Raw genomic sequence first — 17,756 nt, 5'->3', positions numbered from 1 at the left:
TGCGCACACTGATGTTAAAGAGAGAGCTGCACTGATGGCTTTGGCAATTTTTGATCTGGACGAAACCCTCATCCATGGCGACTGCGCCTCGCTGTGGAGCGAGCAGATGGTCCGCCTCGGTTGGGTCGACGGCGAATCCTTCCTGCGTCGCGACAAGGAATTGATGGACTCCTACGGCAGGGGCCACCTGGCCATGGAGGATTACATGGCCTTCAGTCTGGAACCGATGGCCGGACGCACCCCGGAAGAAGTCGAGCACCTTGTGACTCCATGGGTCGAAGATTTCATCGAACCGATCATCTTCAGCGACGCCTGCAAGGCCATCGCCGAACACCGCAAGACGGGCGACCGGATTCTGGTGATCTCTGCTTCGGGCACACACCTGGTCAAACCGATTGCCGAACGCCTGGGCATCGATGAGATTCTTGGCATCGAGCTGGAAGTGACGCACGGGGTTTATAGCGGCAACACGGTTGGCACCCTGACCTACCGCGAAGGCAAGATCACTCGCTTACTGGAGTGGTTGGACGCCGAAGAGGAAAACCTTGAAGGCGCGAGTTTCTATTCGGACTCACGTAACGATTTGCCATTGCTGCTCAAAGTCGACCACCCGCATGTGGTCAACCCGGATCCGGTACTGCTCGAGCACGCTGAGAAGGCCGGCTGGCCGATTCACCTCTGGAAGTAACCGTGAACCATTGTGGGAGCGAGCCTGCTCGCGATGAACGATAACGCGGTCTCACAGGTAGACCGCGTCGCCTGAATCGCGAGCAGGCTCGCTCCCACAGGTTCAGTGAAGCCCTTTAGTTCAGGCTTTCGTCAATCACCAACACCAACTTGCCCGACACCTGATTGGTCGCCAGCTCGGCGAATGCCGCTTCGGCATCCTTGATCGGGAAGGTCCTGGCCAGCTGCGGACTCAGACGCCCTTCGGCGAACAGCGGCCAGACATGTTGACTCAGATCACTGAACAGATCGGCCTTGAACTGTTCGTCGCGGCTGCGCAGGGTCGAACCCAACAACTGAATCCGTTTGGCCAGCACTTGCGCCAGATCCATCTGCGCTTCACGACCGCCCATCAGGCCGATCAACACCCAACGACCGTCGCGCGCCAGCAGCTTCAGGTTCAGCGCTGCATAGTTGGCGCCAACTGGATCGAGGATCACATCAAACGGCCCAAGGTCACTCAAACTCTCCAGCCCATCGGTGCGCACCACCCCACCTTGCGCGCCCAGTGCCTCGCAGTAGGCCAGCCGATCCGCCGAACCGACGCTGACCCAGCATGGGTTGCCGAACGCCTTGCACAGCTGAATGGCAGCTGAACCCACTCCACTTGCCCCGGCGTGCAGGAGAACTTTCTCACCCGGCTTGAGCGCAGCCAGTTGAAACAAATTCAGCCAGGCGGTGCTGTAGACCTCCGGCAACGCGGCCGCTTCGACCAGCGACAAGCCTTCGGGCACCGGCAATACGTGACGGCCATCGACCACCACTTCTTCGGCCATCCCGCCGCCCGCCAGCAGTGCGCAGACCCGGTCACCAACCTTCCAGGACGACCCCGCGCCGACCTCGCTGATCACGCCTGAACACTCCAGACCCAGCACCTGACTGGCTCCCGGTGGCGGCGGATAGAGCCCCGCCTTCTGTAACAAATCGGCTCGATTGAGGCCCGCTGCCGCCACTCGGATGCGAACTTGTCCTACGTCACACGTCGGACTGGACTCTTCAACCCACTCCACTCGACCTTCAACGCCTTGCAATGCTTTCACAGTGCCTCCATAGTGAGTCTGGACTGAGCCCGAAGCTGTAGAGCCGGGCTTTTTGCATTATGCGACCGGCCCGAGGGTCGTACGAAAACTCTCCGAGTGGCGATCAGCCTGTTTTTAACGCAGCATGATCGACACGCAGGCAGTTTGCGTAGAGCCTTGTGGAACCGGCGACTTTAAAGACGGCCTAATATGCGTTATCAATTGCCCCCGCGTCGAATCAGCATGAAGCATTTGTTCCCCAGCACCGCACTCGCACTTTTCATTGGCCTGGGCAGCTTGTCGCTGTCGCCCACTACGTTCGCAGCCAATAGCTGGGACAACCTTCAGCCCGATCGTGACGAGGTGATTGCCAGCCTGAACGTCGTCGAGTTGCTCAAGCGCCACCATTACAGCAAACCGCCGCTCGATAACGCGCGCTCTGCGATCATCTATGACAGCTACCTGAAGCTGCTGGATCCGTCGCGCAGTTATTTTCTGGCCAGCGACATTGCCGAATTCGACAAATGGAAAAACCAGTTTGACGAGTTCCTCAAAAGCGGCGACCTGAACGCCGGGTTCACCATCTACAAGCGTTACCTGGACCGCGTCAAAGCGCGTCTGGACTTCGCCTTGGTCGAGCTGAACAAAGGCGTCGACAAGATGGACTTCACCACCAAGGAAACCTTGCTGATCGATCGCAAGGATGCCCCGTGGCTCAAGACCAGTGCCGAACTCGACGACCTCTGGCGCAAACGCGTCAAGGACGAAGTGCTGCGCATGAAGATCGCCGGCAAAGAACCAAAACAGATTCAGGACACCCTGACCAAGCGCTACAAGAATCAGCTGTCGCGCCTGGACCAGACCCGTCCGGAAGACATCTTCCAGGCGTATATCAACAACTTCGCCATGTCCTACGACCCGCACACCAACTATCTGTCACCGGATAACGCGGAGAACTTCGACATCAACATGAGCCTGTCGCTGGAAGGCATCGGCGCCGTGTTGCAGAGCGATAACGACCAGGTGAAAGTCGTGCGTCTGGTGCCGGCAGGCCCGGCGGACAAGACCAAACAGGTTGCACCGGCCGACAAGATTATCGGCGTTGCCCAAGGCAATAAGGAAATGGTCGACGTGGTCGGCTGGCGCCTGGACGAAGTGGTCAAGCTGATCCGTGGACCGAAAGGCACCGTGGTGCGTCTGGAAGTGATCCCGGCCAGCAATGCGCCAAACGACCAGACCACCAAGATCGTGCAGATCACCCGCGAAGCGGTGAAGCTTGAAGATCAGGCGGTGAAGAAGTCGATCCTCAACCTGAAACAGGATGGCAAGGACTACAAGCTCGGGGTGATTGAGATCCCGGCCTTCTACCTTGACTTCAAGGCCTTCCGCGCCGGAGATCCGGATTACAAGAGCACCACCCGCGACGTCAAGAAGCTGCTGACCGAACTGCAAAATGACAAGGTCGACGGCGTGGTCATCGACTTGCGCAACAACGGCGGCGGCTCCCTGCAGGAAGCCACCGAGCTGACCAGTCTGTTCATCGACAAAGGTCCGACCGTACTGGTACGTAACGCCGACGGCCGGGTCGATGTACTGGAAGACGAAAGCCCGGGCGCCTTCTACAAAGGCCCGATGGCATTGCTGGTCAACCGCCTGTCTGCTTCGGCTTCGGAGATTTTTGCCGGCGCCATGCAGGACTACCACCGCGCGCTGATCATCGGCGGCCAGACCTTCGGTAAAGGCACCGTGCAGACCATTCAGCCGCTGAACCATGGCGAGCTGAAACTGACACTGGCCAAGTTCTACCGGGTTTCCGGTCAGAGCACCCAGCATCAGGGCGTGTTGCCGGATGTCGACTTCCCGTCGATCATCGACACCAAGGAAATCGGCGAAAGTGCCCTGCCGGAATCCATGCCGTGGGACACCATTCGCGCGGCTATCAAGCCGGCAGTCGACCCGTTCAAACCGTACCTGACACAGCTCAAGTCCGAGCATGACGCCCGCTCGGCCAAGGACGCGGAGTTTGTGTTCATTCGCGACAAACTGGCGCTGGCCCAGAAGCTGATGGCGGAAAAAAACGTCAGCCTCAACGAAGCCGAGCGTCGCGCGCAACACGCCGATATCGAAGCCAAGCAGCTGGTGATGGAAAACATCCGCCGCAAGGCCAAGGGCGAAGATCCGCTCAAAGAGCTGAAGAAAGAAGACGAAGACGCTATCGCGGCCGAGCCAGAAAAGACCAAACCGGAAGACGATGCCTACCTGAGCGAAACCGGGCGGATTCTGCTGGATTACTTGAAACTGAACACCGCGGTCGCCAGCAACAAAAAATGATGGCAATTTAATGCTGACGCTCCCCGGGTCGTCATCAAACAGTCATCATTCTGTCGTGAAATAAAGGACTGGGCGCGCTCTCTGAAAAAGAGCGGGCCCAGTCCTTTTTTTATCGCCAGAGATCGCCATGACCACGACCGAACAGCTGAGTGCCTTGAGTTCAATCCTGGCTCAAAGTGGTTTGCACAGTCTGTTCCAGCCGATCGTTTCACTGTCCGAACGACGCATCCTCGGTTACGAAGCCCTCAGCCGCGGTCCCTCCAACAGCCCTCTGCATTCGCCCATCGCGTTGTTCGCCGTGGCCCGCCAGGCTGGCCGTCTCAGCGAGCTGGAAATGGCCTGCCGACACAGCGCCTGTCGTCGTTTCAATGAACAACAGTTACCGGGCAAGCTCTTTCTCAACGTCTCCCCCGAATCACTGCTCGAAGCCGGCCATCAGCCCGGCAGAACCCTGCAAATGCTCCAGGATTTCGGCATCCCGCCAAATCAGGTGGTGATCGAACTCACCGAACAAACCCCGACCGACGACTTTCAGTTGCTGCAAAACGCATTGCATCACTATCGGGACATGGGGTTTTCGATTGCATTGGATGACCTGGGTGCCGGTTATTCGAGCCTGCGACTCTGGTCAGAGTTGCGTCCGGACTACGTGAAGATCGACCGGCATTTCATCGATGGCATTCATCAGGACGCGCTCAAGCGCGAATTCGTCGGCTCGATCCTGCAGATCGCCAAAGCCTCGCGGGCGCAAGTCATTGCCGAAGGTATCGAACTGCCGGAAGAACTCGCGGTGTTGACCGAGATGGGGGTCGACCTGGTACAGGGCTATCTGTTGTGCCGTCCGCAAGAGCATCCGCCACGGGACGCCCGGAAGATGATGCCCAAGCGCGACAGCAGCGCAGTAGTCTTCAACGATGAAGGCAGCGACCTCAGCGCCCTGCTCAACGAACATCCGGCGGTGGACCGCGACACACCTACCGCTGACGTGCTGGAAGCCTTCCGTCGTCAAGCCAACCTGAACTCGCTGGCAGTGCTCGACGAGCTCGGTCAGCCCTGCGGCATCGTCCACCGTCATTCGCTGTCTGATGCGCTGCTCAAGCCGTTTGCCACCGATCTATTCGCACGCAAACCGATCAGCCGTCTGATGAACGACGACTTCCTCGCCGTCGAGCTCAGTCAGTCGTTGCAACAGGTCAGCCGACTGATCACCAGCCGCGCCCGACAGCGCATCGAAGAGGATTTCATCATCACCCTCAACGGTGGCTATCTGGGTCTGGGCCGGGTGATCGACGTGCTGAAACTGATTACCGAACTGAAAATCCAGCAAGCCCGCTACGCCAACCCGCTGACCCTATTGCCGGGCAACGTACCGATCCAGCAGTGCCTGACCCGCCTGCTGCAACAGAGCCGCGAGTCGGTGATCTGCTACGTCGACATCGACAGTTTCAAACCCTTCAACGATATCTACGGCTACGGCCGCGGCGACGAAGTCCTGCTGTGTTTGGCGCAATGCCTGAATGATCGCGTAGATCCCAGCCGTGATTTCGTCGGCCATATCGGCGGCGATGATTTCTTGCTGGTCCTCGGCCCGGAAGACTGGCGCAAACGCCTGAACCAACTGCTTGACGACTTCCACAGCCAATGCCGACGCTTCTACCGCAGCGAACACCTGGAAGCCGGCTGCTTCATCGCGCCCAATCGCCAGGGCGCTCGTCAGGAATTTCCGCTGCTGTCGCTGTCGATTGGCGTGGTGCACTTACACCCTGAGGCCTGCGGACAACTCGATTCAAGCCAACTCGCGGAAATGGCTTCACAGGCCAAGCATCATGCGAAGAATGTGCAGGGGCATAGCATTCATGTGATTGATAGTTTGGGTTTGGCGGAGCAAGCTTAAACTGTTTAGCGGCGAGAAAAATGAACCGACCGCTTATTCGCTCAACAACACTATCACACATAACGTTCTCATCAATGACAAGCCAGCGAATTAAAGTGATAAGCTCATGAACATAGAGTCGTTAAATCAAGCTCACTCATCATCAATGGGCTTCTCTGACTTTATCCAGCGCATATAGAACTCTCTCTGAGCGCTATAGTTATTCGTGAGTTCACCTTCGGCATAATCAAATATATATACAACATCATCTAGCGAAGACGCCTTCCCTAAAGTCAGCTCATAGGCTTTCAAACCAAGCGACATCTGAGAGGACATACTCGACGTATGGACATTAACTTTCGCTCCCTTGCAGTAAAAAATCAAATCAGGATGATCTTCTCTAACCCTAGCAAAACACTTGTAAAAATCATGATCAGAGTAAATCTTGCGATAACCGTTGCGCATTAAGAACTCTATTGTTATTTTCTTTTTATCACAAATAAGCTGGGCACCTTCCTTATCGCCATTAACACCAACAACTATATCCACAATGATTGTAGGCTTCATTTTTTTATCTTCCTATTTGGATTAGGTATGGAATATCCGAACTCGCGACCATTGTCTATAATCAGCGTTGCACCAAGAACATCCTCACCCTTGATTTTAGATGGTATTGCTATTTCTTTCTCTTTGCCAAACAGATAATCCGCTCCCAGTTCTTTTTTTAGATCATGGCCTGGAATTTTTCGCAGAGTATACAAGTACCCCATCTGCGTATTGTCATTCGTAGCAAACTTCTTCCCCACATCCCTTGAGGTGGAGGTACTAATAAAGTTGCTAGGCGGATAATCACTGTCAATTGAATGAAGCAATAAGTCATTGCTTTTTCCTTTGCTCTTGAATCCATTTTTAAACACATCATCGGGCTCTCGTTCATCTCCGCGATATAGATAATCACCTTCGCCTTTTGGTGGTTTTGGCTCGCCTTTGTCTACCGAGGCCTTCCCCGCCGGATCTTCTGTCTCCCCCGGTTTCTTGCACTTACCTGCCCCCGGGCAGTCATTCAACCCCAACGGATCCACCCACCCCGTCGGGTTCCGGGTGTACTGATAGCCGTTAATCCCACCGGCGAGCTTGCTCGGATCCGGCGTCAGGTACCGGCCAATATCCGGATTGTAGTAGCGATGCCGGTTGTAGTGCAGGCCACTTTCAGTGTCGAAATACTGTCCCTGAAACCGTAACGGCTGCTCAAGCTGTTCTTCGCCAAAGTGCTTCAGGCTGGCGAGTTTGCCGTAGGCCTTATAGGTCGCGGACCAGACGATCTCGCCGCTGTAATCGGTCAGTTCTTGCGGCGTGCCGAGGTGGTCGAGCTGGTAGTAGAACGGACAGGCCTTGCGCCGACCGAAGCCGTCGAGCATGGCCAGGGGGCGGAAGCTGCCGGGTTCGTAGAGGTAGCTGCGGTAGTGTCCTTTGCTGCTTTCGGCGACGAGGTTGTCGCCTTGCCAGAAGAACTCGGTGGTGTGGCCATCGACGGTTTTGGCGATGCGACGACCAAAGGCGTCATAGCGGTAGCTGGCGGTTCTGCCATCCGGCAGTGCGACGCCAATCAGCCGGTGCTGGCAGTCATAACGGTATTCGGTGACGAGTTTCTGCGCGGTACCCCGGCGTTCGCGGATCAGGTTGCCGAAGGCGTCGTAGTCGTAATGGCGGTCGCCTTGCAGCAGCAGGCGGTTGCCTTTGAACGTTGCCAGGCCTGGGCGGTCTTGCACTTGCAGGTTGCCGGCCGGGTCGTGGCCGAAGCTTTCTGCGGGTTCACCATTGGCGTGACGCACGCGGGTCAGGCGGTTGAGTTCGTCATAGAAGTAGCTGCGCTGACCATGATGACTGTCGGCGATCAAATCGAGGTTGCCGTTGGCGCCGTAGGCGTAATCACGGCGATAGCGTTGTTGCTCGGCATAAGAAACGGCGTGAGCTTGCAATCGCCCCTGTTCGTCGTAGCGGTACTGACTGAGCAGTTGACCTTGCTGGCGTTGCTGTTCGCGTCCTGCGCCAAAGACGTGCGTCGTCAGCCGTGCACCGTTGAGGTCGATGGCGGTGAGCGCACCGCCCTTGGCGTGGTGATAATCGAGGGTACTGTTGTCCGGCAGGCGCAGGTGATCAAGCTGGCCACAGACGTTGTAGCGATAACGCAAGGTGCCCCAGCCCTGGTGCTCGGTGATCAGCCGGTCTTGCGCGTCGTACTCAAACTCCAGCGGCCAGTCGTTGCCATCGACGACATTGACCAGCCGACCCAATGCGTCGTAGTGGTAATTGACCTGGCTACCGTCAGCCAGGGTTTTAACCAACAGACGTCCAGCCGTATCGCGCTGGTAGCCGGTAATCAGCCGCGAACCATCGTCGCCGAACTCGGTTTTTTCCAGCAAATGGCCGTTGAGGTCATAGCGGTATGCAGTGCGCCGCCCATCAAACCCGGTCTCTTGCTGGATCAGCCCGTTGGCGCCGTACTCCAGCTGATAACGCTCACCCGATTCGTTTTCGATCTCGCTGAGCAGTAACCGCGCGTTGTCGTAGCGATAGCGCAGCTGGGTACCATCAGGGTTGATGCGCCGGCTGACCAGGTGCAAATCATCGTCGTATTCATAGCGCGTGACCTGGCCCAGTTCATCGCGTTCGGCGGTGACCTTGCCATAGGCGTTGTAGCTGAAGGCGCGGGTCGCTCCACCGGGCAAGGTGGTTTGAATCAGTCGACCGACGACATCCCATTGGTACTGGGTGATCGCGCCATGCTCATCCTGACGACGGCTTTGCCGGCCTAACGCGTCGTAAGCAAAATACCGCCGACCACCGCCCGGCAGTTGCTCCTCGGTCAGTTGCCCGAGGCTGTTCCAGGTGCGGACGTGACAACTGTTATCCGGGTAGCGGATAGACAGCAGTCGACCCCGATCATCGTAGTGGTAATGGGTGATGTGACCATCAGGATTGATGTGTTCAGTGATATCGCCCTGGGTGTTTCGCTGATACTTCCAACGCGCATTGCCCCGACGCATCACCCGAACGAAGCCGTTGTGATACTCGTAGTGAGTCGGCTCGTCTTCTGGCGGGATCACCGCAAGCAGTCGTCCGGCTTCGTTGTAGGTGTATTGGGTGACGCCGCCGAGGGGATTTTTCTCGGCTACCAACTGACCGTTATCGTCGTAGGCCTTCAGGTGTTCAGCGCCATTCGCCTCGATCTTGCGCACCAGTCGCGCGTGCTGGTCGTGGGCGTACACCTCTTCGCTGCCGTCGGCGTTGTGCACCGTGACGCTGCCGTTGTCGTCCCAGACGTAACGTGCGTCCATCTGCGCAAAACTGGCCCAGTGACGGATGCATCGTGCGGCCTTGCCTTCGCGCTCCCACTCCCAGAAAAAGCTCGCGCCACCGGCCAGTTGCCGCTGGAGAATCACCGCCTGTTCGTCGTAGTCGTAACGCTCGCTTTCGCCAGCGGCGTTGATGGCTTCGATCAGTCGATTGCGTTCGTCATAGCGATAGGTGACCAGGATTTGCTCGGTCTGCCAGGCTTCATTGGGATTCGCAGTCGCGCAATAGACCTGATAGTCGACAGCGATCAAGTGTCGCCGGTCGTATTGCAACAGCAAAGCGCGACCCGCACCGTTGTCCAGACGTTTGATCCGAGCCTGGCGATCGCGGGTGATGCGCAGGCGGTTGTTGTAAGGGTCGCTGATGGCCGTGAGGTGACCGTCGCGGAAGTGGTAAAACCGCGTCGCCTCACCCGCCTGAGCGAGGATCAGTTCATCGGGGTCGTCGCCCAGGTAAATCGCTGCACGGGACAGGCTGTTGTGGATCACCGGGCGTTCGGTGCTGGGCCGGGGAAAACGCGTGCGGCGGTTTTCGTGGTCGATCCAGATGACGTCATCGCCGTCGACTTCCAGGCGGTGCGCCAGCGAATGGCTCCAGCCAAAACCCAGTCCGCTGTCGAGCTCAACGGCGCTGGTGCGGTACAGCCGGGTCAAGGCAAACGGCAGCACGCCGTCGAGTTCGCCATCGGTGAGGGTCAGCAGTTCTTCGCCGGTGACCATCGACACCGGGCAGTTGTGGGTGGCGGTTTTGTTCGCCGAGTCGGCGCTGGCACCGTTGGGGTTTTTCGCCTGATCCGGGGCGTTGTCGTGATGTTCCTGTTTGCTCAGGCGGGTCTTAGGCCCTGACTTGTCGCGGGCGATGGCCGCAGGATTTTTCACGTAAAGGGTCGGCGCATCACCAGGGCTGATCTTCAACGGCACACGCGGCGCAGGCGCGAGCGGTGCCTTGTGGGCGCTCACCATCAGCGGCTTTAGCGCATCGGCGTGACTGTTGAAACGATGGTTGCTCGACACTTGCGCCAGTCGGACGCTCAAGGCTGCCAGCCACTTTCGAGCACGCTGCGACTTGACCTTCCCCAGCACTTTGGTGCCCACACCCGCCCCAAGACCCATTGGCCCGGTCACGCAGGCCAGCAGCAATCCGATCAACACGCCCGTGCGGATTTCGGCCATCACTTCGGCTTCGTACTGCGGCGGCAGCATCCGCAACCAACTGGTGATGGCCGCCAGATAGATCAACAGCAACGGCTCATCGCTGAGCACCAGCAAACCATTGGCAATGGTTTCTGTGGCGGTGTTGAGCAAGGTTTCGAGTTCAGCCTGGGTCAGGTACTCGAGGAGTTTTTCACTGTTGGCTTGCAGGTCGGCCAGCAGGTGATAGAGCTGCTGAACGTCATCCCAAAGGTCGAGCAAGGCGCTTTCAACACCCCGTTGATCAGCCTGCTGCAACGCGCTGTAGCGCTCGATAAAGCCGCTTTGCGAAAAGCTCGCCCACAACGGTTGAAACTCGTTCGTCCACTCGCTGCGCAGCCAGCTCTCAAGGTCCGATATTGTCGATTGATACGAGTCGTAAAGCGCCTTGACGTGGTTTTGAGAGACATTGGGATAAAAGGTGATCCGGTAACGCCCGCCACGCCAGCATTCGGGGAATTCGAGAATGCCGCTGGAGCCGATAGTTGCGTGGAGCGGCTCGCCGTCCACCTCATCACCCTCGGGCCCATCGATCAACGCTTCGAGCATCACCGGGGTATTGCCGATTGGCACGAAGCGCGCAGCCTCGAACATATGCACCAGGGTCAATGATCCGCCGGCCGGACAGGCTGCAACGGTCGCGCTGATCGGCGTGGTCGAATTCTTCGGTGCGCTGAGGCTGACTTCGTTGCCAACCTTGAATACCTGCTCGACGTCCAGCGCCGAGCCCGTCCAGAAACTTTCAGCCCAGGACTTGTAGTCGCTGAGGCAGTGCCGAAAATCATTGAAGACGGCCGCAATGTCCGGGCTTTTCGGGTTCAGTGCAGCAATGACCAGATGGCCGATCGCGGTGTTCAGGGCCTGAAGTTTTTTTGGATCGAGCATTCGCAATCCTTCGCGCGGTCGCTGTGGGACGCGAGACTTTGCGGGGATTACGCGGGGAAAGAAGTCAGGACAATAGGAGGATGATGTAGGGCGTTTCGTTAAAGCGAAGGGAATGGGTCAATCAATCAGAACGGGCACTACTTTGTGGGCGAATACTTTACAAACGTCTGTAGGAGCATGGCTTGCCCGCGCTTACGGGCAAACCAGACCAGCCAGTGTGAAGGCGACCGTTAAGCGTTACGCGACTCCAGCTCCTTGAGCTTGATCTCAGCCAACGGATGTCCGGCCTTGGCCGCCATCTGCCACCAACGCGCCGCCTCGGCAGCATCAGGGGCCTTGCTCGGCGTTCCGGCGAGACTGATCACACCGACCTGATAGGCAGCTTTACCGTCCCCTGCCAACGCCGCAAGACGCAACAAACGTACGCCCTCTTCGCGGGCACCGAGGCCTTGGCCACGGAACGTCAGGATGTGCCCATAGAAGCTTTGTGCACCGACATCGCCGAGGTTCGCCATGCGCGCGAACTGGCCTTCAAGCCAGCTCCAGCCGCGTGGCTGGCGGACAAACCATGACCAATGAAACAGCCGGCGTGCCAGCCAGTAACTGGCACGAGCCTTAAGACGCCAGAGCATTCAGGCCTCCGCGGATTCGGGGTATTCGTATTCAAACACCCGCACCACTTCCGATGCATGCCACGACGCGGCGGCTACGCCATCGGATGGACCTGAAAATCGCCCCAGCCGCTCGACGCATTCGAAGAACCCGGTGCGCGGCAAACGACTTGCGCCCTGGCTGATGACCAGCGAGCTGCGCAGCGGCTGCTCGGCCCGTGCATCCAGAGCCGCCAGGTGCTCAAGGGCCGCAGTCAGGGTTTGCATGGCCGGGCTTGGCAATTGCAAACGCTCAAGCAAAGCGCGATAAGTCAAAAGATGACGCTGGCGGCGGGCCTGATCCAGCTCGCCGATTAAACCATCCCAATGTTGACGACTGATGCGTACGCTCACGATTCATCCCTCCATCCTGGCACCGCCAATTCCCAGGCCAGGCTGCGGCGAATCGCAGCGTCAGGTTGACGCTCGCCACTTTCAATCAAGGCCAGATAAGACGGGCTGATGCCTACCGTGCGGGCCAGCGCCTCGATGGCGATGCCCTTCCCTTCGCGCAAACTGCGTAGTTGATCGAGACCCGGAAGAACCTGGTCTGCTGCGGCCGCGTGGCGGACTGTAGCTTCACGCGGTGGTTGTTCAGTGACGCCTGCTGCTTTCAATAACGCTTGATACTGAGCCCACGGCAGAACCGCGTATTCGGGCTCGCCATCGCGTGCAATTATCTGAATATCCATGACTACCCCGTAGGACAACAACACTTAGCGAGTCGGCACTTTTCCTTAGAAGTGTAATCCTAACAGCCGCCAAGGTCGCGAGGGGGGATCAATCTGTGGAGGAACCTGAATCGGCTCAGGTTTTTTTCGGGCCTTGCAGCTGCAATTGCTCCGGTGTATCAGGCAGACGCTCCACGACGGCGAGCTTTTCCGGAAGCTGACGGTCACGCCAGGCACGGAAAGCGTTCAACTCGTCATCGAGAGTTTTCATCACCCAGGCCAGCACCGCGATGTCATCGAGCATGCCAAATACCGGAATGAAATCCGGGATGGCGTCGAGCGGACTGAGGAAGTACATCAGCCCTGCCACCACCGTCAGCATCGACTTGCGACTGATATCCCGATACTCGCCGCGCCAGTACGCCAGGCACAATGCCTGGAGCAATCGCAGGTCGTCTTTAAGCTTGCCCAAACGGTCGCCTTGGCTCGCACCTTTTCTGGCTACGGCGAACAACAGGGCCGGTAAACGCCCACGACTGAGCAACCTTCCAGCCAGGGGTAGGAATCGAGCGAAATTCCAGGGTGCTTTCATAATCTCTCCCGCTGAAATGTTATCCACACAAATTGTGGATAACCTTGTGAACAGAGCCGTTTTTCACCCCTGAAGACCCCGTTTTACAAGGGCTCAACTCAGATCGGGCGTTTTTTACTCACATAAAAAAACCCAACATTTCATTGACTTGGCAACCTACTGCGTTTAGCTGCGGCACCCTCAATGCTATGACTCCACTCCACGGCGTCCGTTCGTTTGGATTGTCGGCCACTGAACGCCAGATGCAACAACGCCCCGTATGAACGGGGCGTTGTTTTTATAGCAGACGCTGATTACTTGGCGGCGTCTTGTTTTGCCGGATCTTTGATCGCCAGCAGTTCCAGGTCGAATACCAGCACCGAGTTGGCCGGGATCGCCGGGCTAGGGCTTTGTGCGCCGTAAGCCAGATCGCTAGGGATGTACAGTTTGTACTTCTCGCCTACGTGCATCAGTTGCAGACCTTCAACCCAACCCGGAATCACGCCGCTAACCGGCAGATCGATCGGGCTGCCGCGCTCGACGGAGCTGTCGAAAACGGTGCCGTTGGTCAGAGTGCCGGTATAGTGAACAGTCACTACGTCGGTCGGCTTGGGCTGAGGGCCATCGGCCTTCTTGATCACTTCGTACTGCAGGCCGGAAGCCGTGGTAGTGACACCGGCTTTCTTGGCGTTGTCTTCGAGGAATTTCTTGCCGGCAGCTGCCGACTCTTCGCTCATTTTCGCCAGACGCCCTTCAGCGCGCTTTTGCAGCGCAGCGAAAGCTTCGACCAGTTCGTCATCCTTCAGCTTCTGTTCTTTCTTGCCAATGGCATCTTCGATGCCTTGGGCTACGGCTTTGGAGTCCAGGTCATCCATACCTTCCTGAGCCAGGCTCTTGCCCATGTTCAGGCCGATACCGTAGGAAGCTTTTTGCGCCGGGGTTTTCAGCTCAACGCTGGTATGCGAGTCACAACCCGCGAGTACCAGGCTAACCAGGGCCACCGCCGCCGCCAACCGATGCTGTTTCATGCTATTTCCTTGTTCATGCGCCTAAAGGGCAATCGAGTAAAGCCGCGAGCTTATCAGGCCGCCACGACCAATGGCTACCGGCATGAGAGCAGGAAACATCTGATAAGTTCAGGCCTTTTAACGTATTTTGCGAGCGGCGGTCATGAAGCTTCTGTCAGCCTCTTCTCGGCGCAGCAAACGCCCGTTCCTACAACGTCTGGCGTAATGGCCACTTGCCGTGCACCTCGGTGCTGAGGCATAACAAGGCTATAAATCGACAGGGATGTTTAACTTGCGCCTCTTACTCCGTGTTCTGTTACTGATACTCGTCCTGCTGGCCGTCGCCCTGACGGTAGTCCTGTATTACGTCGCCAACCCGAAACTGCCGGTTTATACGCCAGTCGAGCAGGTGCATTACCTCGAGCAGTGGGACCCCGCCGACCGCCAGACCTACTACTTCACACCGCAGGGCACGCAGGTCAAAGGCCTGCGCTACGACTGGTTCACAGCACTTGAACTGCCGTTCTCGGAGCAACGTTTTGCAGAGCCCGAATACCTGGCACGTTTCGGCTTTCTGGTGGATCCCGCCCAGAAAGCCACACCAAACAACCCAGGCAATCTGCCAGTCGGTTTCGCCCACCATCAGAATCCAGGCAGTAAAGAAGAGTTTCTGGATATTACCTGCGCCGCCTGCCACACCGGCGAACTACGCTTTAAAGGCCAGGCAGTACGCATCGACGGCGGCTCGGCACAGCACGTATTGCCTTCCAGCGTACCGACTCTGCGCGGCGGCAGTTTCGGTCAGGCATTGGTCGCAAGCCTCGCCTCGACCTACTACAACCCCTGGAAATTCGAACGTTTCGCACGCAACGTGCTGGGTCAGGACTATGAAGCCCAACACTCGCAACTGCGCCAGGACTTCAAAACTTCGCTGGATACCTTCCTGCGCGTTGCCTGGAACGACACCCACCGCGGTCTTTACCCAACCGAAGAAGGTCCAGGCCGTACCGACGCGTTCGGACGTATCGCCAACGCCAGTTTCGGCGACGCCATTTCAGCGGACAACTACCGAGTAGCCAATGCTCCGGTGGACTACCCGCAGCTGTGGGACATCTGGACCTTCGATTGGGTGCAGTGGAACGGTTCGGCCCAGCAGCCTATGGCGCGCAACATTGGCGAAGCGCTGGGTGTTGGCGCAACGCTGAATTTCTTCGATACCAATGGCCAGCCGCTCAAGGGTGATGATCGTTACCCTTCCAGCGTTCGTGTTCGTGATCTGCAACTGATCGAAGAAACTCTGAAGAGACTCAAGCCACCGGCCTGGCCCGAAGCGTTGCTCGGCAGTATCGACAAGCCCCTGGCCGCCAAGGGGCGCACGCTGTTCGTCGAAAACTGCGCCGGGTGCCATGTACCGAGCGTGACCGACGTCAACGGTCGCACTGAACAGAAATTGAAGATGTTACCGGTGGACGTCATTGGGACGGACCCCGGCGCCGCCAACAACATTGCCGACCACCGTTTCAACCTGAGCGCGCTCAAGTGGGACCTGGTCGAGCTGGCGAAACTGGACGTCAAACTGCATCCGACGCCCACAGCGCCACTGGACCTGAGCAAGCTCTCGGTCGCGAAAGGGCTGGCCTACGTCACCGCTTTCGTTGAGAACCGCGCTTACCGTGACGCCAATGTCACACCTGAAGAGCGCCCGGGCATGGATGGGTTTGGCCTGCCGATTGGCGTTCGTGAACTACGCGCCTACAAAGCGCGACCGCTGGCAGGCGTTTGGGCGACGCCACCCTTTCTGCACAACGGTTCAGTACCGAATATCTACCAACTGCTCTCGCCGCAGGATGAACGTACAACCAGCTTCTATAGAGGCACGTTCGAATACGACCCGCAGCACCTGGGTTATCGCACTGAAGCCTTCACCAACGGATTTGTGTTCGATACGAACATCACTGGCAACCACAATAGTGGTCACGAGTTTCGTGCCGGAGAACGTGGCAATGGGGTCATCGGCCGCTTGCTGCAACCACAAGAGCGCTGGGCGTTGCTGGAATATCTGAAGGTGCTCGGTGGGCCATTGGAGTCACAAGTGCCATGACCATCGCTTCTGCAAAAAGGACTCGCGCATGTTGATCACTCTCTGGCTACGTATCGGCGCATTGCTCGTCAAAACCCTGCTGCTTCTGTTGGTCCTCGGCTTGCTGGGCTGGGCAGTGGCGACGGCCTGGTTCGCCTGGCATCACAGCGGCCCGGTCTCTGCCAACGAGCACATTCCGGCCGGTGAAGCAGTAATGACTCAGGACATCATTCAGACCGCCGTGCGCATCGTCGACCAGCATCGCGAAAACACTCGCTACCTGCGTGATGCCCACGCCAAGGCGCATGGCTGCGTAAAAGCCGAGGTACAGGTGCTGGCCGATTTGACGCCGGAACTGCGCCAAGGCGTATTTGCTGAAGCAGGCAAGACTTGGCAAGCCACCCTGCGATTGTCCAACGGCAATGCCTATCCGCAATTCGACAGCGTCCGCGATGCCCGAGGCATGGCGATCAAATTGCTTGATGTACCGGGAACACAGCTGCTCAAGGATCAGCAGAGCCGTGGCGAGCAGGACTTCGTGATGTTCAGCCATCCGAACTTCTTCGTCAGCAATGTCGCCGAGTACCGTCAGAACGTCGCTGCCCAGGCCGACGGCAAGCAGGTCATGGCGTTCTTTCCGAGTTGGGATCCGCGTAGCTGGCAGGTTCGTCACCTGTTCATTGCCTTGGCGACCCTGGCGCCAGCGCCGGCCAGCCCGACCCAGACCACTTACTTTTCCGTCTCGCCGTATAAGTTTGGTACGGCCAATGCCAAGTTTCGCGTCGCGCCGGATCCTGACAGCTGCCCGAGCTACACCCTGCCTGCGCAGAATCAAGCGCTGCCAAACTTCTTGCGCAGTGCACTGAATCAACAGCTGTCGACGGATCGGATACCGGCGTGTTTTGTCTTGCAGATTCAGCGACAGGACCCGACCAAGTACATGCCGATCGAGGACACCAGCATCGAATGGCGTGAAAGCGATGCGCCGTACGAAACCGTGGCGCGGATCAAGATCCCCGCCCAGGACTTCGACACGCCCGCGCTGAACCTGCAATGCGACAACCAGTCCTTCAACCCCTGGTTTGGTCTGGAAGCTCATCGACCGATTGGCGGTATCAATCGGCTACGCAAAGCGGTGTACGAAGCGATCAGTGATTACCGGCACGCACGTAATGCCGAGCAATAGTCCATAAACGAAAAAAGCGACCCGAAGGTCGCTTCCTGTTGAAGTCATTGGCAATGCCAAACCCCAGACAGCAAAAAGCCCGCATTGAGCGGGCTTTCTGTAGTGACCTGGCGTTCAGCGTTCCAGGTTACCGAATATGGCGCAGCGGACGGGACTCGAACCCGCGACCCCCGGCGTGACAGGCCGGTATTCTAACCGACTGAACTACCG

The 17,756-nt window shown here is 57.8% G+C and carries 13 protein-coding genes; 5 read left to right on the top strand and 8 right to left on the bottom strand.

The annotated features are described in order from the left end of the window. Positions 1–34: 34 nt before the first annotated feature. A complete protein-coding gene (locus AC1RPZ_RS15985; protein ID WP_493137966.1) occupies positions 35–688 on the top strand; it encodes an HAD family hydrolase in 654 nt (217 codons plus the stop codon). A 115-nt stretch (positions 689–803) separates the two neighbouring features. On the opposite strand, the gene AC1RPZ_RS15980 is transcribed toward AC1RPZ_RS15985, so the two are convergent. Beyond that, positions 804–1,766 carry a zinc-binding dehydrogenase gene (locus AC1RPZ_RS15980; protein ID WP_493137965.1) on the bottom strand — a complete coding sequence of 321 codons (963 nt, stop codon included), beginning with the start codon at positions 1,764–1,766 and terminating at the stop codon, positions 804–806. Positions 1,767–1,988: 222 nt separating this feature from the next. Between AC1RPZ_RS15980 and AC1RPZ_RS15975 the strand changes: the two genes are divergently transcribed. Together AC1RPZ_RS15975 and AC1RPZ_RS15970 are read left to right on the top strand one after the other, a co-directional pair. Then, complete coding sequence (locus tag AC1RPZ_RS15975; protein WP_493137964.1) at positions 1,989–4,076, top strand: carboxy terminal-processing peptidase; 2,088 nt, start codon at positions 1,989–1,991, stop codon at positions 4,074–4,076. 127 nt (positions 4,077–4,203) lie between these two features. Beyond that, a complete protein-coding gene (locus AC1RPZ_RS15970; protein WP_493137963.1) occupies positions 4,204–5,970 on the top strand; it encodes a bifunctional diguanylate cyclase/phosphodiesterase in 1,767 nt (588 codons plus the stop codon). Between the two features lie 132 nt (positions 5,971–6,102). Here AC1RPZ_RS15970 and AC1RPZ_RS15965 read toward each other — a convergent pair whose 3' ends face one another. From AC1RPZ_RS15965 to bamJ, 7 genes are all read right to left on the bottom strand, one after another. Then, positions 6,103–6,516, bottom strand: coding sequence for a hypothetical protein (locus AC1RPZ_RS15965; protein WP_493137962.1), 414 nt, complete (start codon positions 6,514–6,516; stop codon positions 6,103–6,105). Continuing rightward, positions 6,513–11,381 (bottom strand): RHS repeat-associated core domain-containing protein, encoded by a 4,869-nt coding sequence (locus AC1RPZ_RS15960; protein ID WP_493137961.1) that lies wholly within the window; start codon positions 11,379–11,381, stop codon positions 6,513–6,515. The genes AC1RPZ_RS15965 and AC1RPZ_RS15960 overlap by 4 nt, the downstream gene beginning before the upstream one ends. A gap of 230 nt (positions 11,382–11,611) precedes the next feature. After that, positions 11,612–12,013 carry an SEL1-like repeat protein gene (locus AC1RPZ_RS15955; RefSeq protein ID WP_401118611.1) on the bottom strand — a complete coding sequence of 134 codons (402 nt, stop codon included), beginning with the start codon at positions 12,011–12,013 and terminating at the stop codon, positions 11,612–11,614. Continuing rightward, positions 12,014–12,385, bottom strand: a complete 372-nt coding sequence (locus AC1RPZ_RS15950; RefSeq protein WP_019693066.1) for a hypothetical protein — start codon at positions 12,383–12,385, stop codon at positions 12,014–12,016. It abuts the gene before it with no gap. Continuing rightward, positions 12,382–12,723, bottom strand: a complete 342-nt coding sequence (locus AC1RPZ_RS15945) for a helix-turn-helix domain-containing protein (RefSeq protein WP_493137960.1) — start codon at positions 12,721–12,723, stop codon at positions 12,382–12,384. The genes AC1RPZ_RS15950 and AC1RPZ_RS15945 overlap by 4 nt, the downstream gene beginning before the upstream one ends. A gap of 115 nt (positions 12,724–12,838) precedes the next feature. After that, positions 12,839–13,294, bottom strand: a complete 456-nt coding sequence (locus tag AC1RPZ_RS15940) for a YkvA family protein (protein ID WP_493137959.1) — start codon at positions 13,292–13,294, stop codon at positions 12,839–12,841. Positions 13,295–13,587: 293 nt separating this feature from the next. After that, on the bottom strand, positions 13,588–14,301 hold the full coding sequence (bamJ, locus tag AC1RPZ_RS15935; protein WP_493137958.1) for a BamJ family beta-barrel-assembly machinery protein: 714 nt from the start codon (positions 14,299–14,301) through the stop codon (positions 13,588–13,590). A gap of 271 nt (positions 14,302–14,572) precedes the next feature. Here bamJ and AC1RPZ_RS15930 point away from each other — a divergent pair, with 271 nt between their 5' ends. After that, complete coding sequence (locus AC1RPZ_RS15930; RefSeq protein WP_493137957.1) at positions 14,573–16,381, top strand: di-heme-cytochrome C peroxidase; 1,809 nt, start codon at positions 14,573–14,575, stop codon at positions 16,379–16,381. 28 nt (positions 16,382–16,409) lie between these two features. Beyond that, entirely contained in the window at positions 16,410–17,546 is a 1,137-nt protein-coding gene (locus AC1RPZ_RS15925; protein WP_493137956.1) for a catalase family protein, read from the top strand. Positions 17,547–17,756 lie beyond the last annotated feature (210 nt).

Source organism: Pseudomonas sp. GW822-FHT02D10, assembly GCF_058802345.1.
This window is presented reverse-complemented; position numbering and strand designations above follow the sequence as displayed.

Bases quoted from the DNA above. Each gene is read 5' to 3' on its own strand.
- AC1RPZ_RS15985 (WP_493137966.1), top strand. From the start codon at position 35: ATGGCTTTGGCAATTTTTGATCTGGACGAAACCCTCATCCATGGCGAC.
- AC1RPZ_RS15975 (WP_493137964.1), top strand. From the start codon at position 1,989: ATGAAGCATTTGTTCCCCAGCACCGCACTCGCACTTTTCATTGGCCTG.
- AC1RPZ_RS15970 (WP_493137963.1), top strand. From the start codon at position 4,204: ATGACCACGACCGAACAGCTGAGTGCCTTGAGTTCAATCCTGGCTCAA.
- AC1RPZ_RS15965 (WP_493137962.1), bottom strand. From the start codon at position 6,516: ATGAAGCCTACAATCATTGTGGATATAGTTGTTGGTGTTAATGGCGAT.
- AC1RPZ_RS15960 (WP_493137961.1), bottom strand. From the start codon at position 11,381: ATGCTCGATCCAAAAAAACTTCAGGCCCTGAACACCGCGATCGGCCAT.
- AC1RPZ_RS15955 (WP_401118611.1), bottom strand. From the start codon at position 12,013: ATGCTCTGGCGTCTTAAGGCTCGTGCCAGTTACTGGCTGGCACGCCGG.
- AC1RPZ_RS15945 (WP_493137960.1), bottom strand. From the start codon at position 12,723: ATGGATATTCAGATAATTGCACGCGATGGCGAGCCCGAATACGCGGTT.
- AC1RPZ_RS15940 (WP_493137959.1), bottom strand. From the start codon at position 13,294: ATGAAAGCACCCTGGAATTTCGCTCGATTCCTACCCCTGGCTGGAAGG.
- bamJ (WP_493137958.1), bottom strand. From the start codon at position 14,301: ATGAAACAGCATCGGTTGGCGGCGGCGGTGGCCCTGGTTAGCCTGGTA.
- AC1RPZ_RS15925 (WP_493137956.1), top strand. From the start codon at position 16,410: ATGTTGATCACTCTCTGGCTACGTATCGGCGCATTGCTCGTCAAAACC.